This window comes from Kineosporia mesophila (assembly GCF_021129235.1).
Classification (GTDB): domain Bacteria; phylum Actinomycetota; class Actinomycetes; order Actinomycetales; family Kineosporiaceae; genus Kineosporia; species Kineosporia mesophila.
In genome coordinates this window covers 73,405-89,042 of the sequence record NZ_JAJOMA010000014.1, presented here as the reverse complement: position 1 = coordinate 89,042, position 15,638 = coordinate 73,405, and the positions used below count along the sequence as shown (strand labels likewise).

15 protein-coding genes and 2 pseudogenes are annotated in these 15,638 nt (G+C 70.2%); 11 read left to right on the top strand and 6 right to left on the bottom strand.

The genetic code is table 11. From position 1 onward, the window contains the following. Positions 1 to 139 precede the first annotated feature (139 nt). Both LR393_RS20280 and LR393_RS20275 read right to left on the bottom strand, forming a co-directional pair. Positions 140 to 793, bottom strand: coding sequence for an MBL fold metallo-hydrolase (locus LR393_RS20280; RefSeq protein ID WP_231485626.1), 654 nt, complete (start codon positions 791 to 793; stop codon positions 140 to 142). A 64-nt stretch (positions 794 to 857) separates the two neighbouring features. Beyond that, the gene (locus LR393_RS20275) at positions 858 to 1,307 is read right to left on the bottom strand and encodes a nuclear transport factor 2 family protein (RefSeq protein ID WP_231485625.1); all 450 of its coding nucleotides are present in this window, start codon (positions 1,305 to 1,307) and stop codon (positions 858 to 860) included. 105 nt (positions 1,308 to 1,412) lie between these two features. On the opposite strand from LR393_RS20275, the gene LR393_RS20270 reads away from it, so the two are divergent. Next, positions 1,413 to 1,739 carry a winged helix-turn-helix transcriptional regulator gene (locus LR393_RS20270; protein ID WP_231485624.1) on the top strand — a complete coding sequence of 109 codons (327 nt, stop codon included), beginning with the start codon at positions 1,413 to 1,415 and terminating at the stop codon, positions 1,737 to 1,739. 15 nt (positions 1,740 to 1,754) lie between these two features. Here LR393_RS20270 and LR393_RS20265 read toward each other — a convergent pair whose 3' ends face one another. Further along, positions 1,755 to 2,312 (bottom strand): TetR/AcrR family transcriptional regulator, encoded by a 558-nt coding sequence (locus tag LR393_RS20265; protein WP_231485623.1) that lies wholly within the window; start codon positions 2,310 to 2,312, stop codon positions 1,755 to 1,757. Between the two features lie 91 nt (positions 2,313 to 2,403). On the opposite strand from LR393_RS20265, the gene LR393_RS20260 reads away from it, so the two are divergent. The 6 genes and pseudogenes from LR393_RS20260 to LR393_RS37090 all read left to right on the top strand — a co-directional run. Then, a complete protein-coding gene (locus tag LR393_RS20260; RefSeq protein WP_231485622.1) occupies positions 2,404 to 3,276 on the top strand; it encodes an alpha/beta hydrolase family protein in 873 nt (290 codons plus the stop codon). Between the two features lie 296 nt (positions 3,277 to 3,572). Further along, positions 3,573 to 4,298, top strand: a pseudogene (locus LR393_RS37095) (DUF222 domain-containing protein); the annotation flags it as partial. A gap of 645 nt (positions 4,299 to 4,943) precedes the next feature. Further along, positions 4,944 to 5,897 carry an HNH endonuclease signature motif containing protein gene (locus tag LR393_RS20250; RefSeq protein ID WP_231485620.1) on the top strand — a complete coding sequence of 318 codons (954 nt, stop codon included), beginning with the start codon at positions 4,944 to 4,946 and terminating at the stop codon, positions 5,895 to 5,897. 20 nt (positions 5,898 to 5,917) lie between these two features. Continuing rightward, entirely contained in the window at positions 5,918 to 6,103 is a 186-nt protein-coding gene (locus LR393_RS20245; protein WP_231485618.1) for a hypothetical protein, read from the top strand. 122 nt (positions 6,104 to 6,225) lie between these two features. Beyond that, positions 6,226 to 6,375, top strand: coding sequence for a hypothetical protein (locus LR393_RS20240; protein ID WP_231485617.1), 150 nt, complete (start codon positions 6,226 to 6,228; stop codon positions 6,373 to 6,375). Positions 6,376 to 6,388: 13 nt separating this feature from the next. After that, a pseudogene (locus tag LR393_RS37090) lies at positions 6,389 to 6,605 on the top strand (ABC transporter ATP-binding protein); the annotation flags it as partial. Here LR393_RS37090 and LR393_RS20235 read toward each other — a convergent pair. Next, positions 6,565 to 7,176, bottom strand: a complete 612-nt coding sequence (locus LR393_RS20235; RefSeq protein ID WP_231485616.1) for a DUF1349 domain-containing protein — start codon at positions 7,174 to 7,176, stop codon at positions 6,565 to 6,567. The pseudogene LR393_RS37090 and the gene LR393_RS20235 overlap by 41 nt on opposite strands. Positions 7,177 to 7,205: 29 nt before the next feature. Then, positions 7,206 to 11,135, bottom strand: coding sequence for an amidase family protein (locus LR393_RS20230; protein ID WP_231485614.1), 3,930 nt, complete (start codon positions 11,133 to 11,135; stop codon positions 7,206 to 7,208). A 167-nt stretch (positions 11,136 to 11,302) separates the two neighbouring features. Here LR393_RS20230 and LR393_RS20225 point away from each other — a divergent pair, with 167 nt between their 5' ends. From LR393_RS20225 to LR393_RS20215, 3 genes are all read left to right on the top strand, one after another. Then, the gene (locus LR393_RS20225) at positions 11,303 to 11,947 is read left to right on the top strand and encodes a TOPRIM nucleotidyl transferase/hydrolase domain-containing protein (RefSeq protein WP_231485613.1); all 645 of its coding nucleotides are present in this window, start codon (positions 11,303 to 11,305) and stop codon (positions 11,945 to 11,947) included. Positions 11,948 to 11,997: 50 nt separating this feature from the next. Continuing rightward, on the top strand, positions 11,998 to 12,531 hold the full coding sequence (locus LR393_RS20220) for a YbhB/YbcL family Raf kinase inhibitor-like protein (protein WP_231485612.1): 534 nt from the start codon (positions 11,998 to 12,000) through the stop codon (positions 12,529 to 12,531). Between the two features lie 159 nt (positions 12,532 to 12,690). Then, a complete protein-coding gene (locus tag LR393_RS20215; RefSeq protein ID WP_231485609.1) occupies positions 12,691 to 13,164 on the top strand; it encodes a hypothetical protein in 474 nt (157 codons plus the stop codon). Here the strand turns inward: LR393_RS20215 and LR393_RS20210 are convergent, their stop codons facing one another. Further along, positions 13,165 to 14,340, bottom strand: coding sequence for a glycoside hydrolase family 53 protein (locus LR393_RS20210; protein WP_231485608.1), 1,176 nt, complete (start codon positions 14,338 to 14,340; stop codon positions 13,165 to 13,167). 141 nt (positions 14,341 to 14,481) lie between these two features. Between LR393_RS20210 and LR393_RS20205 the strand changes: the two genes are divergently transcribed. Beyond that, positions 14,482 to 15,537 (top strand): LacI family DNA-binding transcriptional regulator, encoded by a 1,056-nt coding sequence (locus LR393_RS20205; protein WP_231485607.1) that lies wholly within the window; start codon positions 14,482 to 14,484, stop codon positions 15,535 to 15,537. Positions 15,538 to 15,638 lie beyond the last annotated feature (101 nt).

Sequence of the window (15,638 nt, the reverse complement as noted above, 5' to 3'; positions counted from 1 at the left end):
ATTGTGAGCCATGACCAGGGCCTTGCCGCAAGGCCCCCCTTGCGCTATAACCTTATTAGAGGCAGGGAGCGGGTTCCTTGCCTATTTTCATGCCTACGGGTTTGGTCGCGACCCCTTTGTCGTGGCCTCACCGTACGGATCAGCCCGCGATCTCGATCGACTCGCCGACCGGCACCACGGTGAAAGGCGTCCTGGTCAGGCCCTTCTCGCTGAGGAAATGGGCGGTGGACTGCTGCCCGATCTCGCTGAGCATGGCCTCGTGGATCTGCACGGCCTGCCGCGGGCTGACGGCCCGCACGAAGTCGACGGCCTCGCCGAGCTTGGTCCAGGGGCCGCTGGTCGGCACAAGCAGGGTGTCGACGGCCACACCGGGCACCAGGTAGGTGTCGCCCGGGTGGAACACGCTGCCACCGGCGCTGTCACCGATCAGGTAGGCGGCGTTGTCGGGCATCGTCAGGTCCGGGTGGATCTTGGCGTGGCCGGTGAGGAAGACCTGCACCGGCACCGGGCCGACGGAGAATGCCAGGCCGTCCGTGGCCTCGATCAGGTGGCCGGCCCCGATCTGCGCGATCACCGAGGCCGGGGCGTAGACGGGCAGGTCGGGGCGCTGGGCCACGACGTCCTTGACCGCTTCGACGTCGAAGTGGTCGAAGTGGTCGTGGGTGATCAGGACGGCATCGGCCGTGCTCAGGAGATCACGGGCGTTCGTGGCGAAGGTGCCCGGGTCGACCACGATCGTCGTGCCCTGGTCTTCGAGCACCACACAGGCATGGACGTGCTTCGTCAGCTTCATGACCGCTCCTTGTCGAATCAATACAGTCTAGCTGTATTGATTCGACACCCGGGCGGAATGGCTGTCAACTCGATGCGGCCGTCCGGGGGTCGCCCTCCAGCCAGCTGAGGTGCTGCACCAGCCGGGCGATCTTCCACCCGCCCGCCGTGCGGACGAGGTGGTTGTCGTACGAGCCGCGCATCACGTAATCGCCCTGCTCGGTGTGGTGCTGGGCGTACATCGCCGAGTAGCAGACGGCCTCGTCGCCGTTGATGACCACCTGGTGGTTCGGGCTCAGGTGCTGGGTGGCCGGCCAGATGTCCAGGCCCTGCCGGGCGAAGCCGACGAACTGCTCCCGCGGGAAGTCGGCGGCGGGCATCCCGGCCTCGGAGAAGTCGACGTGCACCTGGTCGGTGAACAGCGAGCTCCAGGTGTTCCAGTCGCGGCGGTCGATGGCGGTGGCGTAGCTGATGACGACGTCGACGATGGCGGCGCGGTCTTCCAGGCGCTGGATGCGGGCTTCGAGAGTGGTCACGGTACGGCTCCCGGGGTGAGGCATGATGGAGGACGAAGTTGAGGGAAAGTTTGCAACTTACTTTTTGTAAGTCGCTTGGATGAGGTAAGCGCGAAGGAGTCGCTCGTGTCAAGTGCGCAGGCGTGCGAGAGCCTGGGGGAACCGCTCTCCCGGGTGATGACCCTGCTGGGCAAACGCTGGACCGGGGTGGTGCTGGCCACGCTGATGCCCGGGTCGGTGTACTTCAGCGAGCTCCGTCGCGGCGTGCCGGGCATCAGCGACCGGGTGCTGAATGAGCGACTGACCGAGCTGATCGGTGAGAACCTGGTCAGCAGAACGGTGATCGAGGGGCCGCCGCTACGGGTGCGGTACGAGCTGACCGAGCACGGCTACGCCCTGCGCCCGGCTCTGGATCAGCTGACGGCCTGGGCGCAGGAGCACCTCGCGCCCTGAGGTGGTTCTCGGGTCCTACTTGCCCAACCCGGCCACCAGGAGACCGACCAGGTGCCGCGCGTCATACGTTCTCGTCGTGCCGGACCCCGCGCACAGGCTGCCGACGGCCCGCATCAGTTCGTAGGGGTCCTGGCCCGGGTTGATCTCGCCGGAATCCTCGGCCGCGCGCAGCAGTTCGGCGCAGACCGGCTCCAGTCGCCCGACGAAGTACTCGTGCAGTGGGTCGTAGCAGGGGTCCGCGGACTGTAGTACTGCGGGCAGGCCGTGCTTGGTGATGACGAAATCGACGAACTCGTGCAGCCACCGGCCGAGAGCCTGGTGCGGTGTCACGTCGGGGCCGGTCAGTTCCGGCCCGCGGGCCGCGAGTGCCTCCACCTGATGCCGGTAGACCGCCACGATCAGGTCGGCTCGGGTGGGGAAGTGGCGGTAGATGGTGGCCGTGCCCACTCCGGCCTCGGTCGCGATGGCCCGGATCGGGGCCTCGACCCCCTGGCTGACGAACACCGCGGCCGCCGCGTCGAGCAGGGTCTCCTGGTTGCGGCGCGCGTCGGCGCGCAAGGTCTTCCCGGTCACGGACGAGAGTCTAGTTGTTAAACGGGACACTGTCCCGTATATTCGAAACGGGACAGCGTCCCGTTTTATTGGTGACCCGAAAGGCCTTCTGATGGAACCCCTTGTCTCGGTCAAGCCACTCATCGTCTCCGCCCCCGGACGGGACGGCGACCTCCAGGTCCGGGTGTCCGCCCCGGCGTCCGGCGACGGTCTGCCGATCCTGCTGTTCGCCCACGGATTCGGTTCCTCGATGCACGGTTACGGACCGCTGACCGACCACTGGGCGTCCGCGGGCTTCGTCGTGGTGCAGCCGACGTTCCCCGACTCCCGCACGGTCGGGGTGGGTCCCGGTGACCCGGGATGGGCGGACGTCTGGCGCACGCGGGTGGCGGACCTGGTGCGGGTTCTCGATGCGTGGGACGAGGTCGAGAGGGCCGTTCCGGGCCTGGCCGGGCGCGTCGACCCGACCCTGGTGGCCGTCGCCGGGCACTCCTTCGGCGGGCAGAGCGCCGGCAGCCTGCTCGGGCTGAGAGTGCTCGACCGCGTCACGGGTGAGGGGGAAGACCTGTCCGACCCCCGGGTCCGGACCGGGGTGCTCCTGGCCACCGCCGGCCGGGGCTCCGACATGACTCCCGAGGCGGTCCAGATGCTGCCGTTCATCAACCCGGACTTCAGCGGCATGACCCGCCCGGCCCTGATCGTCGCCGGCGACCGTGACGACTCCCCGCTCAGCGGTCGTGGGGCCGACTGGATGACCGACCCGTATCACCTGAGCCCCGGCCCCAAGAGCCTGCTCACCGTGTTCGGGGGCGAGCACTCGCTGGGTGGCATTCCCGGGTACGAGGCGGCCGAGACCACCGACGAGAACCCGGCCCGGGTGGCGATGATCCAGCAGGTGACGACGGAGTATCTCAAGGCCGGGCTGGGGCTCGCGTCGTCCGGCGTGGTGGTGTCCGCGGAGCTGGGGCGGCTGGAGAGCAGGTGACCTGCGGCCGCGGAGAATGCCGACGATATTGTTGACAGTGCCGGCATTCTTCAACGGGTGAGGTTGCGAGTGCCGTGACGGTGTCATCGAGGCGCTGCGGCAGGCTGACGTCATGTGAGTCAGGCTGATTCTGTTGCTTCGTCAAACTTCTTGCTAATAGGTGCTTTCTAGATCTCTGGGCCTGCTTCCCCGCTGCTGTTTGCTCATGCGTCACTCCCGGTTTGAGCGGTCTTGCCTACACAAAAATGACGTAGACTGTGGACACCTGTTCGAACCAGGAGTGCGGGGGCGCGGTCATGGGAGAAGCTCTGCTGTCGGCGTGGCCGGAGGTCGATCTCCGGTCCCTGTCCGCCCTCGAACTTCATCAGGCCATCAAAAGCTCGTCCTGGTCAACGGGTTCGGAGAGCGTCTGCCTGGGATCCGTCGTGGCGTCCGAGCGGATCAAACGGAACCTTGACGCAACCCAGGCCGAATGTCTCCACCGGGCGGCTATTCTCGCGGCGCGGAGCACCCCGTCGAACACCTCCTACGACGCGCTCGACGGCATCGAGCTGGTCGGCAGTGAGATCGCCCTGAACCTCGGCCTGAGCAACCGCGACGCCATGGAACGAGTCGGGGACTCCATCGAGATCTGCGAAGACCTGCCACTGATCCTGGCCCTGGTCCGCGAAGGCAACCTGGACTGGCGGGCCGCGGTTTCGGTCAACACCCAGATGCGCATCGCCCTGCAACCCGGCACCCCCGCCTGGAACACCGTCCAAAAAGCCCTGGCCGCCCGTCTGGCCGGCAAGAACCAACGCCAGGCACGAGACATCGCCCAGCAGGAGATCCAGAAGGTCGACCCCGAAGCCGCCCGCAAGCGTCGTGAAGCACGCATGAAAGAACGCTGCGTCTACGCCTCCCCGCTGCCCGACGGTATGGGCCAACTGGAAGCCATCCTCCAGGCCGACCACGTCATGCTCATCCACTCCGTTCTGGACGCCCTGGCCGACGCCTGCCGCGACTACTCACGCCGAGCCGGCACCCCCGACCCCCGCACCCACCAAGAACGCCGAGCCGACGCACTCGTCAGCATCTTCCACGCCATCCACCACCACTATCCCCTGCCCTTCATCCCCGTGCCACCCGACCCCAGTGACACCTTCAGCGGGCGCGTCGTGCCTCACGACCACCCCGACGCTCCTGATACCCCCGACGCCGCTGACATCGCGGGCAAGAACACAGCGCCCACGGCATCAGATGCCTCGAGCGGGCCGGACACCCGGAGCTCATCGAGTGCCCCGCGTTCTTCTCGGGCCCCGCGTCCACCTGGCGATGCGGGTAGGTCTGGCGCTACGGATTCGGCTGGTGGGTCTGGCGTGTCAAGCCCGTCGGCAAGACCGAGAAGGTCTGATACTCCGAGCGCCTCTGCGGCAGCGAACCCCCCGGCCGGAGCGAGCGGAACGGGGGCCTCGGGTTTGTTGGGCAATCCCGGTGGACCCGGAGCCCCGCACCCCTCTACCAGCGCGAACGGGCCCGGTGGACCCGACGCCCCGCACCCCTCTACCAACGCGAACAGGCCCGGTGGACACGGGGCCCCGAGTTCCTCTGCCGGAACAAGCGCGCCTGGAACCACGGGTTCGTCGGACGGTGCGGGCGGCTCCCATGCCCCCAGCCCATCGGGCACCATGAACCCGGAAGACGGTTCACCCTCGACCAGGGCCGCAAACCCGTCCCACGTCCCCTCACCCGGTGCGCCGACGACGGCTGCTACCGCGACGCCCACCGATACCTCGTCCGGCCCGGCAAGCGACGACACCCCATTGGTCCTGGGCTGGTGGCTCCCACCGCAACTACCCAACCAGCAAGGCCGCAAACCCCAACTCGTCGTCACCATCAGCGCCGACACCCTGAGAGGAATCGACGACCTACCCGGCGAACTCAAGCGCTGCGGGGCGATCCCGGCCGACCTCGCCCGGGAAATAGCGCGCCAGGCGGGCAAGGTCACCGTCATTTACATAGGCGAGACCGGTGATCGGCAGGGAAGTAATCAGCAGGCCCGCGAACAGCGTGCCCACGACCGGAACGCCGATATACAGCCCGCCCACGGCTCCGGTGACCCTGCCCAAGGCTCCGGTGACCCCGCCCAAGGCTCCGGTGACCCTGCCCACGGTCCCGGCGACCAAGCCAACTGCACCGAGACCTCACGTCGTTACAAGCCCCGTCAGAGCGTCATCGATCAGGTCGTGGGGCGGTTCCAGACGTGTGTACACCCCGGATGCGGCCGCGACGCCGCGCAATGCGACGTCGACCACGCCATCCCCTTCGCCAAGGGCGGGAAATCCTGCCCCTGCAACCTTGTTCCGCTCTGCCGGGCGCATCATCGTCTCAAGACGCACGGCGGCTGGGCCATGCGCCTGACCCGTCCCGACGAGCCGTACCCGGCGGGCAGCATCGAATGGAGAAGCCGCCTGGGCCAGCGCCGCATCGAGCTTCCCGAACCTCTCCCTGGCGAACCGGACCGGGCCACGCGCGACCGCATCCGCCGCGAGGCCTGGCAGCAAGAACTACGGCGCGTTGATCCCGGAGTCCGCCCGGCCCCGGCGGTTCCCGACGACTACTGGGGAAAGCCGCCCTTCTGAGCCTCAGGCAGGCGCTCGGGGTGGCCCAGTCATCCGGTGCCGTCCCGCGCACCTACGCCCTGGTCGGCGTGGTCGGCGTGGTCGGCGTGGTCGGCGTGGTCGGGGTGGTCGGGGTGGTCGGGGTGCTCGTCAATCTCCTTGCCCGTGGAGCGAAACGCCGCCTGATGCAATGGCATTCGTCGATCCGGCGGGAGGCGGCCGGGTGAGTATCCGAAATTTTGGACGAAGCACCGCGTCCGCGCTCACGGTGCCCCTGCTGCTGGTCGGGTTGTGATGGGCACCGACGGCGAACGGTACGAGTTTCTTCTGGCCATCACTGTCGACCGGGGTGAAGGCGTTCCCCGGCACCTGGTTCGGCGAGCGCATCACCGCCGACTTGCTGCCCAGCGTGGCCCGCCTCAGCGTCGGCTACCTCGGGCGCCGGGAAGACCACGCTACTGCGGTGCATCCGCGGCCTGCTGGAGCCCACGGGCGATGAGGCGCTGCTCGGCGCTGTCTGCCTGGGGGAGCGGGTGCTGGTGCTGTCGGACCGGCCCACGGTACTTCTCGAGGACGTCACCGTGGACCTGCCTGACGAGCGCGACCAGCTCACCACCCGCTCGGACGCCCGGTTCGCACGGCTGCGGGCGGCAGGTGTACCGGCTGATCCAGCAGGCGAAGGAAAGCGTCAGGAGCCGTCGCGCAGATTCTCCAGACGGACGTCTGTGAAGGCCACCTCGTCGAACGTCACCCGGCAGCCCTCACCCACCGGCGACTGGGCCAGGAACCCGATGCGCAGATCGGCCGGAGAACCCTCGGGGATGGCGAAATAACGCACCATAGGCCAGGTTTTCCCGTCCAGCGAGGCGTGGTAGGCGAACGCCCCGTCGATCCGGGAGGCCCGCAGCCAGACCGCGTCGCCGGCCACCGCGAAGGCGTTCGAGTCGTCGGCGACGCCGCGGCACACCACCGAGACCACCATCGGCTCACCGGCCGGAGAGTACTCGAAACAAAGCTTTCCCCAGTGCGTCTCGTCGAACCAGAGAACGAGGACGCCGGCGTCGAAGTCGGCGGCGAAGTCCACGGTGACGCGGGCGGAGAGCTGGAAGTCGCCCTCGGGGGCGGGCGCCAGCAGCGTGACCGCGTCGTGCTTCGGCGCGGCCACGCCCGCGGGGTCGACGAAGACGTCCGACCGGGGGTGCGCCGTGGTGCTGATCGACCCTCCGCCCGGCTCGAGATTCCAGTCCGAGCCGGGCGAGGGGACGAGCCGGAACGGCTTACTCGGAGCGTCGGGCGTCATGCCCGAATCCTCTCAGATCGGGTACTGGTTCAGTCCAGGGGTTCCTCGTCCACGAACCGCCGGATCACGTTGCCGGTGATCCGGGAGATCACCGGGTCCTTGCCCAGCGATCCGCACCAGGAGCTCGCCCCGGTGGTGAACACCGCGCCGTCGGAGGGCGTGACCCGGTAGGTCATGTCGGCCCGCACACCCGGCTCACCGGTCCGGGACAGGCCCTCACCGGTCGCGAGCACCAGCACGTCGGGCGAGGATCCGAGCGCCGCGTCGTACCGGTCCACGCAGTGCGCCCGCAGCTGACCGAAGATCTCTTCGCTCACCCCGTCGAGCACGAACGCGGCCCGCGGGTCGTCGGCGTCGGCCAGGCGGCGGAACCAGCCGGCCAGGTCGGGTCGCTGCGGGCTGGCGCCGATGTTGAAGAACTTGTGCGTGGCGCGGCCGAGAGTGGCCCAGGCACCGCCCCGTTCACCGGAGTAGGCGTGGGTCAGCTCGCCGGGCCGGGCGTCGGCCCGGCGCAGCTCCATCATCCACGGCCGCCGGTAGTCCACCGAGACGCGGGTGGAGAAGCCGTCGGCTCCCAGGTACGCGAAACGTCCACCGCCGTTGACGTACTCCTCGACCGCGTCCAGCATCGTCGTGGTGTAGAGCGACGGGCGGCTGGTCGTGGCCACGGCCGCGTACGGGCGCAGCGCCTCGGTGCCCTGCTCGTGCAGCGCGTGGTCGGTGACCACCTCGTACGCGATGCCCTCGGAGTCCAACCAGGCCAGCAGCTGCATGTCGGCGGCCAGGCGGCCGGTCCCGGTGGAGCGCAGGTGCAGCAGCGGGCGCCGCAGCGACGCGTGGGTCTCCCCGGTGTGGTGCCCGAACTGCGGGTGGTCGTGCAGGTAGAGGTCGGCGTCGGTGACGACGGGTGGGGCCGGCTCGTCCTCGGCGGCCAGGTACGACAGCGTCGGCACGATCACCGCGAGCCGGGCCTCCGGCCACTCCGGCTCGACGAACAGCGGCAGCAGCTCGGTCTCGAAACCGGCCGCGCACAGCCGCACGACGTAGGCGCCGCTGCGCACCTCGTCGGAGACGTCGACCGTGAAGGAGACCGGCCAGCGGCAGTCGTCGAGGTCGGAGCGGTGGAAGTGGACGGCGGCCCACTGGTCCGGGCGGTGGGTGAACGAGTCCTGCATGCCGTTCCACGACGACGAGGTGACGCCCCACGTGGGCGCGTTCAGCGTCTGGGCGAACAGCGAGGGCACCTCTTCCCAGCTACCGCTCTCCGAGCGCACCAGGGCCGGGATCTCGTGGTCCTTGATGCCCTCGTCCCCGAGGTTGGCCGCCACGTCCCAGATCACCACCGCGGTCTCCGCCTCGCGGGCGGGCATGCGGCGCCGGGTGTTCTTGACCACGTCGGCGCCCAGCACCCCGGCCAGGGCCACCGGCGTCTCGATCTTGCCGTCGAAGGAGTCCGTCCAGAACTCTCCCTCGGCCCGGGCCGCGAAGCGCACCGGCTGGTCGGTCATGGTCAGCGCCGCCTCGGCGGTGACCGTCGCCGGGATCAGGTTCACGCCGGAGGTCCAGCCCGAACGCGGCGCGGGCACGGTGGCGACGGTGAACGAGCCCTGCTCGCCCGCCTGGACCGCGACCATGTACCAGACCCCGTTCACGAGAGGTTTCTTGGCGGACGAGGTGGTGCCCGCGGTGGTCAGCTGCGGGTATCCCTCGTGGTCGAGTCCGAACCACCAGCCGTCCGGGCCGTCCTGCGAGAGCACCACCTGGCGCCCGTTACCGATCCCGGTGGGCATGAAGACGGCGCTGAGCACGGAGATCTCGACCGGCAGCAGGCCGGTGACGGCGCACGAGCCGAGCACCGTGCGCTGCGGGGTCACCTGGATCTCGCCGAACGAGGCGACCACCTCGGGGTTGCCGAGGGAGACCAGGTCGGCGGAGACGGTGACCGGGTGGGTGGACGAGAGGTGCACGTCCACCCCCGTGCCCTGCTTCACGCCGAGCCGGTCGGTATAGCCGATGACCCGGGGCAGCGTGATGTCGGGCTCGCTGGCCATCACCCCGGTGTCGTCGCCGGCCACCCGGGGCCGCAGGCCGAGGGCGGCCAGACGGCGCAGGAGGATCTCGTGGAGCGCGGCCTCCTCGGTGGGGTAGCGGCGCACGTCGCTGAGGTCGTTGGGGAACCCGCGGCGCGCGGCCCGGCGGATGATCTGGTAGCTCTCGCCGGGCTTGAGCGCGAGCACGGCCAGGGAGTCGGTCGCGGGGGCCTGGTCGATCTGGTCCAGGAGGTGCCGCAGCCCGGGACCGGTGATCGTGAGGGGGGACTTGCGGTGTTCCTCGAGCAGCTCCTCGCTGATCAGTGGACGGACGTGCTCGAGCGCCCGGGCGGCGAACAGCCCGTCGATCTCGGCGATGCGGTCACCGGGGGTACGGGGCATGTGCGGCCTCTCTTCGGCGTTCTCAGGTGTCGTCGTGCCGGTCGGGTTGCGCGTCACGGGGAAGGTGACGCCGGGTTCGCAGACGAAACCACTGACGATGCTGCCGTCTTCGAGACGGATCGTGCCGAGGCTGAGGGGAAGGGGGATTCCGGCCAGGAGCGGGGAGACGGCGGCCGACGGCAGGGCCCAGATCTCGGCGGTGACGCTGGAGGCACCCGGGCGCCGCACCAGACCGCTGCGGTGCACCACGTACTCCGGTGAGGTGCGCACCTCCCGGACGAACCGCGCACCGTGGCGTGGCAGCTCGTCCTGCGCGGCACCGCCCCGGGCCAGGTCCCCGACGACGGCGATCTCGTGGTGCCCGGGCAGCCAGGCCTGCAACGGTGCGAGGTCGGGACGCACCCGGGCGGCGATGTCCAGCAGCACCCGGTCGCTGAACGCGGGACCGATCAGGGTGACGCCGACCGGCTCGCTGACGTCGGTGTTCATCGGCATGGCGATCGAGGCCAGGTCGAGCAGGTTGACGAAGTTCGTGTAGGTGCCGAGCCACGAGTTCACGCCGGCCGGGTCGGTGATCGCCTGCTGGTGCGTGGGGTGCCCGGGTGCGGTCGGCGTGATGAGCACGTCGATGTGGTCCCACAGCGCGCTCACCCGGGCGGCCAGCGTCCGCTGGATCTGCAGGTCGCGCAGCAGGGCCACGTCGTAGGGCAGCCGGGCGCCGACCAGCTCGGAGATGTCGACCGGCACGATCGTGAGCCAGTCCTGGTCCACCCGCCGCTGAGCCCCCTCGAAGGCACTGCGCCAGGCCGGGGTCAGCGGGTCCAGCCCACTCGGCGTGGGTACGCCGATGCGGACGTGAGCGGGTGCGGCGAGCGGTGCGTCGGCGGGCCAGGGGCGGCTGCCGGGCACGTCGGGGTGGTGACGCACGAGCACGCCGAGCGCCTGCTCGGCGGTGTCGAGGTCACGGGCGTAGATGCTCATCGACTCGTAGCCGGGGGCCGAGAGCACCGCGCCCGCGGCCGGGATCAGGCCCGGGGTCGGCCGCAGCCCGATAATGCCGTTGAACGCGGCCGGCACGCGGCCCGACCCGCCCGCGTCCGTGCCGATGGAGATGTCCGTCAGCCCCCGCGCCACCGCCACCGCACCGCCGGAGCCCCCGGCGATCAGGGCCGGGTCGGCCACCGAGGACAGGTCACCCGACACGTCGCGGCTGCCGATCGACAGCTGACCCATCGTGGTCTTGCCCGCGACGAGCGCCCCCGCCGCGCGCAGGGCCGCCACGACCGGGGCGTCCGCGTCGGGGGTGTACAGCGGACGTCCCGTGGTGGCGCTGGTCAGCATCCCGGCCACGTCGACGTTGTCCTTGACCGAGACCAGCCAGCCCCGCAGCGGTGCGCCGGGGAGCTCACTGAGGCGTGTGAGTTCGGCCTGGGCCCTCTCCTCCCCGGTCAGGATCGACCAGACCGTTGCGTCCGGGGCGGCACGGAGCGCCGCGAGCCGGTCCCGTGCTGACTCGATGTGTTCCATGCGATCTCTTGGTCCTCGGTGGCTCGGGGATCAGGGATGGGTGGATCAGGGACGGGGGATGGGTGACGAGTGTCGCGATCTGCAATATCGGCAGGGTCCCCACCGGCATTAGGCGAGCTCTTAACCGTGGGTAGCTTGACCGCCCGGGTGGGTGAGAGAGTTCCGGCGTGCAGCCTGCCGAAGCCGTCGACCTGGCTGTCGCCACCGGTGCGGCCGCGGTGGTGCTGGTCGAGGGGGAGAGCGACCGGGGCGCGGTGGAGGCCACGGCCCGCCGCACGGGCCTCGACCTGGTCGCGCGGCGCGTCCTGGTGGTGTCGATGGGCGGGGCCTCGGGGATCGCGCATTTCGTCGGGCGTCTCGGCCCGCCGGGGCTGGGGCTGCCGCTGGCCGGGCTCTACGACGAGGCCGAGATCGGCTACGTGCGCCGGGGCCTGGAACGGGTGGGCTGGTTCCCGCGGTACCGGGGCTCCCGGCAGGACCTGTTCGAGGACGGGCCCGCCCGCGCGGACCTGGCGGCGCGAGGATTTCACGCCTGCGTCACGGATCTCGAGGACGAGCTGATCCGGGCCCTGGGTGTGGACGCGGTGCTGGAGGTCGTGCGGGCCGAGGGGGAGATGGCCCGGTTCGAGACCTTCGCCCACCAGCCCGACCATCGCCGGGAGCCGGTCGAGGCCCAGCTGCACCGGTTCCTGGGCACCCGCTCCGGCCGCAAGATCTACTACCCGCCCCGCCTGCTCGAGGCGCTCCCGACGGGAGCCGAACCGGCGTGCCTGGTGGGCGTCCTCCATTCGGTTCTGGCTGAGCCGGGATAATCGGACCTTCGCACGGAGGAACGGGTGCCTCACATCCCGAAAGGAGCGCCATGAACAGCAACGACCCCTTCGCCGGCCTGCCGGAGGTGCCGGGTTTCACGCTGACCAGCTCGACGGTCACCGACGGGGCGACCCTGCCGCCCGCGCAGTACTCCGGCGCCATGGGCGTGCCCGGCGGCGCGGATGTCTCCCCGCAGCTGAGCTGGTCGGGCGCGCCGGAGGGCACGAAGAGCTACGCGGTCACCGTGTACGACCCGGACGCGCCGACCATGTCGGGGTTCTGGCACTGGGCGGTCGCCGACGTCGCGGCCTCGGTCACCGAACTGCCCGAGGGTGCCGGGAATGCCGACGGTTCCGGCCTGCCCGCAGGCGCTTTCCAGCTGCGCAACGACGCCGGGATGGCGCAGTTCATCGGGGCCGCCCCGCCGGCCGGCCACGGCCCGCACCGTTACGTGATCACCGTGCACGCGCTGGGTGTCGAGAAGATCGAGGTGACCGCGCAGGGTTCGCCCGCCTACCTGGGGTTCCTGATCTCGGCGAACGTGCTGGCCCGGCAGAGCATCGTGGTGACGGGCGAGATCTGATCAGGTGGAACCTGATCGTGGTCCCTGGTGCTGGGCGTCCTCCATCAGACTTTTGGACGACGTTCACACCGGGGCCGCGGTGCGACTTTTGCGGGACGCGGGTACCAGGGCTCGCTGACAGGCTTCTCCTGCATCGGTAATGACCTAGGAGAAGCGCCCGTGGACATCGCCCTGATCTTCCTGATCCTCTGCACGGCCGGGTACGCCGCGGTGATCGCGCTGCTGCTGGCCCATCGGCGCGACCACCGGCAGCCGCTGCTGACCGGGGGGATCACGCTGGTGGTCGTGGCCGCGAGCTTCTTCGCCGCCGTCGGCCTGGCCCACCTGAGCCTTCTGGCGATGACTGCCCTCATCGCCGCGGCCACCGCGGGCGGCGCTTACGGGGTGCTACGTGGCGACCTCGGGCACCGGCGTGCCTCGGTCGCGGCGGTGATCGTGATGCTGGTGACCACCGCCGCGTCCGTTCTCGTCTCCTACCTGGCCCCGATGGCCCTCGTCGCCACCGCGAGTACCTATCTGCTGGTGCGGGTCTGGATCAGTACGCGGCAGGCCCTGATGATCATGTCGGCCGCGTTCGGGGGGCTGCTCGGGATGGCCGGGACGGTCTTCTACATCGGCGTGAGCAACATGTGATCAGGGCTTGCGGTACGCGCGGATCGAGGGCAGGGCCCGGCCGGTGAAGTCGAACTGGGTGAGGTTGTCGTTGGACGCCTCGGCGCCGGGCTCCCAGCCCACGCCGGGAATCCATTCCGGTTCCCAGACCAGGAATCCCAGCCCGTTGCCACCCGGCACCCCGACCAGCACCTCGCGCAGGGCCTGGTAGAAACCGGCCTGCCCGGCCGGGGTGGCCGGGAACCGGTCCAGGTCGGGCAGCACGGCGTCGGGGGTGACGATGTTGCCCCGGCCGTCGCCGTCCTCGAACGTCCACGGGTAGCTGACCTCGGCCAGCAGTACCGGTTTTCCGTACCGGGCCACCGAGTCCTCGAGGTTGGCGCGCAGATCCGCCAGCGAGCCGTGCCACATCGGGTAGTACGACTGGCCGATGATGTCGAACGGCACCTGCAGGGTGGTGATGTTGTCGAAGAACCAGCGGGTGTCGGCCAGTTTGCCGCCCCGGTCGATGTGCAGCATCACCTTCGGCGGACGCCGGCCCGCTCCCTGGAGGGCCCCGGTGATACCGGCCTTGAGCAGGGTGGCGAACTCGTCCCAGTGCTGGGACCCGTCGGCCGGGTAGAGCTGCCCGACCGGCCAGAGGATCCCGGCGGTGATCTCGTTGCCCATCTGGAAGATGTCGACCGGCGTGCCCTGGGCGGCGAAATCCCTGACCAGGTCCCGGGTGTAAATGCGGACCTTCTCGGTCAGGCCGGCCAGGTCGGTGGGCCAGCCGGCCGGGATCGGCTGCTTGCTCGGGTCGGCCCAGAAGTCGCAGTAGTGCGGGTCGAGCACGATCTTCAGCCCGGCCCGGTGAGCCCGCCGGGCCAGCGCCAGAGCCCGCTTCCGGTCGGTGTACCCGGCCGGCGGGTCGACCCACACCCGGATGCGCTGGTGGTTGGCCCCCGCGGCGGCGATGATCCGCTCGGCCGGGCGGACGCGGCCGGCCAGGTCGCGGTAGTGGACCCCGGCCTCCTCCAGCTGCGGCAGGAAGGACAGGTCGGCGCCGCGGATGCTGAGGGCCGTGTCGGCGCGCTTTGCTGCTTGAGCGGGGGAAGCGGCGAAGCCGGTGAGGGCTATCCCGCCCACGGCGGCCAGGGCGGCTCTTCGGGACAGGCCTGATTCGCGGCTGTTGGCGGGAGTGCTGGGCGAGGGCATCGACGACCTCCGGGTGAACGTCACGGTGCCGGTCTGGCACTGTGAGCGCTCACAGTCACGTGCTCACGACCGATTTGTCAACAGTCGTGAATCGGTACCGGCTATCGTGCAACGGGATCAGTCGGTGAGGTGGGGAGCGGCATGTCGGACGGCGCGAGTGTGCACCCGAAATCTCGGGGCGCCGCCCGCCGGGCGCAACGGCGGGGTCCGACGATGGAAGACGTCGCCGAGGTGGCCGGAGTGTCCCGCGGCACCGTGTCCCGGGTGCTGAACGGGGCCTTCCACGTCAGCCCGGAATCCCAGGCCGCGGTGCGGGCGGCCATGCGGGAGACCGGGTACGTGGTCAACCAGAGTGCCCGTAGCCTGGTCACCCGGCGCTCGGGGGCGGTCGCCTTCGTGCTGTCCGAACCGCAGGACCGGCTGTTCGAGGACCCGGTCTTCAACGTGCTGCTGCGGGCCTGCACCCAGATCCTCGCCGAGGACGACTCCAGCCTGGTGCTGATGCTGGCCTCCACCCCGCAGGAACGGACCCGGGTGATGCGCTTCGTCCAGGGCGGGCACGTGGACGGCGTGCTGCTGGTGTCCACGCACACCGGAGACCCGCTGGCCACCGAGCTGGACGCGGCCGGGTTGCCGGTCGTGGTCTGCGGCCGCCCCCCGGACGCCGGGCTGCGGATGCCGTACGTCGCGGCCGACGACCGCGGGGGAGCCCGGCTGATCACGCAGTACCTGCTCGACCAGGGGCGGCACCGCATCGCCACGGTCGCCGGGCCGGACGACACGGCCGGCGGGGTGGAGCGGCTGGCCGGTTACCGCGACGTGCTCGGGGCGCGGGTGCCGGACCGGGGCGTCGTGCGGGCCACCGACTTCAGCATTGCCGCCGGGCACGCCGCGATGGCCGCGCTGCTGGCCGGATGCCCGGATCTGGACGCGGTTTTCGTGGCCTCCGACCTGCTGGCGGTGGGGGCCCTGGAGGCGCTGCACGCGGCCGGGCGGCGGGTGCCCGACGACGTGCTGGTCGGGGGCTTCGACGACTCGGCCATCGCCCCGGCCACCCGGCCCCCGCTCACCACCGTGCGGCAGCCGCTGGCCCAGGTCGCGGCGGAGATGGTCGAGGTCCTGCGGCAGCTGATCGACGGGCGGCCGGCCTCCTCGCGGGTGCTCCCCACGACCTTGGTGCGGCGCGGCTCGGCCTGAGCTCGTTCGAGGGGTCCCGTTCCCGGTCAACCCTTGTCCGGAATGTCGGCCGCGTGAGACTGTGAGCGCTCACAGTCCGGTCCACCTCAAAGACGAGTGGA

What these genes read in the sequence shown, in the direction of transcription:
- LR393_RS20220 (WP_231485612.1), top strand. Translation starts at nt 11,998, where the DNA reads ATGAACAGCAACGACCCCTTCGCCGGCCTGCCGGAGGTGCCGGGTTTC.
- LR393_RS20280 (WP_231485626.1), bottom strand. Translation starts at nt 793, where the DNA reads ATGAAGCTGACGAAGCACGTCCATGCCTGTGTGGTGCTCGAAGACCAG.
- LR393_RS20235 (WP_231485616.1), bottom strand. Translation starts at nt 7,176, where the DNA reads ATGACGCCCGACGCTCCGAGTAAGCCGTTCCGGCTCGTCCCCTCGCCC.
- LR393_RS20230 (WP_231485614.1), bottom strand. Translation starts at nt 11,135, where the DNA reads ATGGAACACATCGAGTCAGCACGGGACCGGCTCGCGGCGCTCCGTGCC.
- LR393_RS20260 (WP_231485622.1), top strand. Translation starts at nt 2,404, where the DNA reads ATGGAACCCCTTGTCTCGGTCAAGCCACTCATCGTCTCCGCCCCCGGA.
- LR393_RS20205 (WP_231485607.1), top strand. Translation starts at nt 14,482, where the DNA reads ATGTCGGACGGCGCGAGTGTGCACCCGAAATCTCGGGGCGCCGCCCGC.
- LR393_RS20210 (WP_231485608.1), bottom strand. Translation starts at nt 14,340, where the DNA reads ATGCCCTCGCCCAGCACTCCCGCCAACAGCCGCGAATCAGGCCTGTCC.
- LR393_RS20250 (WP_231485620.1), top strand. Translation starts at nt 4,944, where the DNA reads ATGAACCCGGAAGACGGTTCACCCTCGACCAGGGCCGCAAACCCGTCC.